Raw genomic sequence first — 3,464 nt, forward strand, 5'->3', positions numbered from 1 at the left:
GCTGACCCGCCTGCCCACGCAGCTCAGCAGCCGCATTGAGGAGCTGCTGCCCCATCGCTGGAAGCCTGCTGACGCTACTGCCTGACTGGCCCCGGTGATGCAAGGTGGGTTCGCCGCACGCTTACGGAAGTGTTCCCCAACGCCGAGGTGGTGACCACGCCCGCCGTGCTGAAGGTCATCGAGAAAAAGCTGCAAGCCAAACTGGGCTTCTGGGGCCCCAAGATGGGCGCCAACGCGCCGCGCCAACCGGTGTTGCCCAAAGCCTTGAGCACCACCACCCTGAACCTGGAAGGCCAAACCATTGAGATCAAGGGCACCGAAGGCGTGTTGGCCCACCGCCCCTATGCCTGGATCCCATCGGCCCAAGCCATCGTCGGCAATGTGGGTGTGTTCGGCCAAATGCATGTCTGGACGGCCGACACCCAAACCCCCGCCGAGCGCCAGGCCTGGGTGGCCCAACTCGACGAGATGGCCGCGCTGAAGCCCCAAGTGGTGGTGCCCGGCCACATGAAGGCCGGCACCCCACTGGACGCCAGCACCATCCGCTTCACCCGCGACTATCTACAGGCCTTTGACCAAGCTGCCACCGCCAGCGCCAACAGTGCGGAGTTGATCGGGCGTATGAAGGCGGCTTACCCGGATGCGGTGGGTGGCCTCTCATTGGACATCGGGGCCAAGGTGCGCAAGGGGGAGATGAAGTGGTGAGCGGGCTGTGCGGACTGCTGTGCTAGCAATGTGGCTCAGGCGCTGGGCCACTTGATCTGAACGCGGCGGCTTTGCGCAAAACAGTCGCGCAGTTAGCCCCCCTTGCACTCTTTGCTCATGAGCTGCGCGTCGTAGAAGTGGCCGTCTATGCAGAGTGCCTGCGGCTCGGTGCCATACGTCCTGAAGCCCATTGACTCATACAGGCGAACCGCAGGTTCGTTTGGCAAGTACACCGTGAGGTTGACCCTCCTTACTCCGACCAAAGAGGAATGTGCGATAGCCATTTCAACGACAACTCGTCCAAGTCCCTTTCGCCATCGGGTGGGGGACACAACGACCCCCCACAGGGCGGCCTTGTGCGCAGAGGAGGGCAAACTGCTCGATCGATGGATTCCGGCCACCGCTACCAATTGCGAATCGACGAAACCCCCAAATAGGGCACTGGGACCTTCCCGAGCCAGCTGATCCTTGAAGGACTGGATAGACCTAGCTTGTTCTTCGGCGAGCGATGCTCCCATTGCAGACTCATTGACTGCGGCCACTTCCAAGCGCAGTGCTATCAGTGCGGACGCATCCGCCGGGTCAAGGCGACGAAAGGTGGCGTGGCAGCCGATCATAAGGCCTACCGTTCGAGATGAGCAGTGTCCCAAAGGCGAAGCCTTTGGGACGTCCGATCGATGGAGGGGTTAGGCATCGCTCACCGAGACGCTGAACAGAAACTCTTCAACTTCTCCCGCATCACGGGCATGAAACACATCGATGAGGTCGAACTCCATAACACTCACTGTGACGGCGTGAACAACCTCTTCGTTTGCGAGACGCTCCTTCGCAGCCTGGGCTTCGGATTCCAGCGTGTCCCCTTCATCAACAAGCGTTCCGTGGTCTGCAGCGGCTGCCCAGCGGCGCACGTGCTCTCCATTTGTGTACAGGGAGAAACCGGCGAGGTCTGTCGACCCCTGTAGGACGACCGCCAAGATGTCAGACTCTGGAAAGACTGAGCACAGCACATCAGAGATCGGTGATGCACCGTTCTCAATGGCAGCGCTAACCGCGGCGTCGTACTTGCCGAATGTGAACAGCATGAAAGAGTCCTTGTATCGGATGAAGCCAAAGTCGGCCTTCGATGGAACATCAACGCGCGTGATGTCCGTGCACCCGAGTGCGCTTAAGAACTCTTCGTTCGACTCTTCAAGGTCGTTGTTCACCAAGAAAGCGGAAGCGTTTGTACCCATGCGGCGACTACCTTTGTGATTCAGCGAGGATTAACGTTTGAATTCAGCGGACCAGCCAGTGTAGCTGGCGCAGGTCCGCTGCAATGAAGGGTTGGCCGGCATTTTGCTCATAGCGAATACTTCGCTGCAAGATTGTGCAGAGGCTGAAGCAGAAGAACCACGGCCAAGCAAATGAGAGTGAGCCACTTTGAAGCCTGCCGATTCTCTCTCGGGCCTTGTATGGCAAGTGCAATGGCCGTAACCACTGAGCCGGCCAAGACCAGTACGAGAAGACCCCCCAGAATCAATTCGATGACATCTGAAATTCCATAAGGGTCATTTGGTCCGATGTACATGCGGCTGTACCAAGCAAATCGAAAAGCAAGTCCACCGAAAAACACGGATGCAACGGCAAAACCGAGTGCCTTTGCCAGTCCTGGGCGGAGGATTTTCATGCCGGCCAACTTTTTTGTGTGGCGACAGATGCCTGTCGCACCAAAAAGCCCTGTCGCCAGCGACGGGCTGGGCGAGCAACATCTAAGTGCTTGTCGCCGCTGACGTGTTGGGCTTTTGACTGGGTAAACATACAGCATCAACAAAACGGCATTTTGGCGCAGGGCTCGAATGCACTATAGCCCCGCTCAAATCATGCCCACGTGTGTCCCTTGACGCCTACCGATACCGCTCAATCGTCAACCCCTCCGTATCAATCTCCGCCTTCCGCCCCCCCATCCAATCCGCCATCAGCCGCCCTGTGCCCGCCGCCATGGTCCAGCCCAGGGTGCCGTGGCCTGTTGCCAGCCATAGGCCTTGGATGGCGGTGGGGCCGAGGATGGGGGTGCCGTCGGGGGTCATGGGGCGCAGGCCGGTCCAGAAGCTGGCTTGGGCCACGTCGCCGCCTTGGGGGAAGAGGTCGGTCACCACAAACTCCAGGGTCTTGCGGCGGCCGGCGTCCAGGCGCAAATCAAAGCCTGAGAGCTGGGCGGTGCCGCCCACGCGGATGCGGTCGCCCAGGCGGGTGACGGCGACTTTGTGGGTCTCGTCCATGATGGTGGACTCGGGCGCTTTGGCCGCATTGCTGATGGGCACGGTGATGGAAAAGCCCTTGACCGGGTAGACGGGGATGCGCACGCCCACGGCTTGCAACATAGCTGTGCTGTAGCTGCCCAGGGCCAGCAGCGTGACATCGGCCTTCACCAGGCCTTGGCTGGTTTGCACGCCTTGCAGCTTGCCGCCCTCCACCACCAACCGCTCGATGGCGGTGTTGAATTTGAACTGCGTGCCCATGCCTTGGGCCAGTTTGGCGATCTCGTTGGTGAAGATGAAGCAGTCGCCGGTCTCGTCGCCCGGCAGGCGCAGCGCACCGACGAATTTGTCTTGCACGTCCGCCAGCGCCGGCTCATATTGAAGGTAGCCCGCGCGGTCTAGCAGGCTGCTGAAAAACCGCCTTGATCATGCAGCTTTGGCGCCCGACTTAAAGTCTGAGTTGAGTGCGTTTCGTGATGCGGGAAATCGAGCCCGAATTTCATCGATTTAGTGCGGTTTTCA

The 3,464-nt window shown here is 59.8% G+C and carries 3 protein-coding genes and 2 pseudogenes; 1 reads left to right on the forward strand and 4 read right to left on the reverse strand.

The window, feature by feature from the left end; all coding sequences use genetic code 11:
- Nucleotides 1-120: 120 nt before the first annotated feature.
- A pseudogene (locus tag ACIQ3Q_RS22065) lies at nt 121-705 on the forward strand (MBL fold metallo-hydrolase); the annotation flags it as partial.
- 92 nt (nt 706-797) lie between these two features.
- Here the strand turns inward: ACIQ3Q_RS22065 and ACIQ3Q_RS22070 are convergent.
- The 4 genes and pseudogenes from ACIQ3Q_RS22070 to ACIQ3Q_RS22085 form a co-directional block, all read right to left on the reverse strand.
- Nucleotides 798-1,322, reverse strand: a complete 525-nt coding sequence (locus ACIQ3Q_RS22070) for a GNAT family N-acetyltransferase (protein ID WP_396271387.1) — start codon at nt 1,320-1,322, stop codon at nt 798-800.
- Nucleotides 1,323-1,391: 69 nt separating this feature from the next.
- On the reverse strand, nt 1,392-1,913 hold the full coding sequence (locus ACIQ3Q_RS22075) for a hypothetical protein (RefSeq protein WP_396271388.1): 522 nt from the start codon (nt 1,911-1,913) through the stop codon (nt 1,392-1,394).
- 131 nt (nt 1,914-2,044) lie between these two features.
- Nucleotides 2,045-2,371, reverse strand: coding sequence for a hypothetical protein (locus tag ACIQ3Q_RS22080; RefSeq protein WP_396271389.1), 327 nt, complete (start codon nt 2,369-2,371; stop codon nt 2,045-2,047).
- 217 nt (nt 2,372-2,588) lie between these two features.
- Nucleotides 2,589-3,347 (reverse strand): annotated as a pseudogene (locus ACIQ3Q_RS22085) (FAD-dependent oxidoreductase); the annotation flags it as partial.
- Nucleotides 3,348-3,464 lie beyond the last annotated feature (117 nt).

The sequence above is a fragment of the Ideonella sp. genome (assembly GCF_044358605.1).
Classification (GTDB): domain Bacteria; phylum Pseudomonadota; class Gammaproteobacteria; order Burkholderiales; family Burkholderiaceae_C; genus Ideonella.